The sequence below is a fragment of the Proteus sp. fly-1067 genome, from assembly GCF_040139345.1.
In the GTDB taxonomy this organism is placed as follows: Bacteria; Pseudomonadota; Gammaproteobacteria; order Enterobacterales; family Enterobacteriaceae; genus Proteus; species Proteus vulgaris_B.
In genome coordinates this window covers 1-557 of the sequence record NZ_JBEEUL010000212.1, presented here as the reverse complement: position 1 = coordinate 557, position 557 = coordinate 1, and the positions used below count along the sequence as shown (strand labels likewise).

Below are 557 nucleotides of genomic sequence, written 5' to 3'. Positions count from 1 at the left end.
CGTTGTGGTGTTTTATTATTATCAACTAACTCCAAAAGTTGATCATGTAAGAAAGGCAAATAACCTCTTCCCATATAATGGTCTGTTACACTCGCTCCACCATTACTTTCTGGATTTTTTTGTTTAGGAAAAAGATTATTTTTATCATTTTCATTTAAGTTATTCATAAATTCTTGTTGCAGATTCATTGAGTCATTCAATGCCAATTTATCTATCTCAGGAACAATATAAAGTTTTGTCCTGTTATTTTTGTCATTATAATAACTAAATTTCCATGTATGTTTCGCGGTAGGCACCTTTTCTTCATAATATTCAATTAAGTTATATGCTTCATAAAAAATAACAGGGCTTCCATGATGTAAATAAAATTCCCCATATTCAGTAATCGCTTTTTGTCCCAATAAATCAATAATTGATGCAACACCACCTATGATATTGCCAAAAATGCCATAGATATTAAATAACCAATTATCTAGACTTGCTTCTGGTGGAACTCTGGGCACAATATCGTTATTATTAATATGGCGATAATGAGTAAACTTAGGTAACTGCTCAAG

Annotated in this window: 1 pseudogene; it reads right to left on the bottom strand. The window is 30.9% G+C overall.

What is annotated here, in order from left to right:
- Positions 1-557: pseudogene (locus ABN217_RS20050) on the bottom strand (hypothetical protein); the annotation flags it as partial.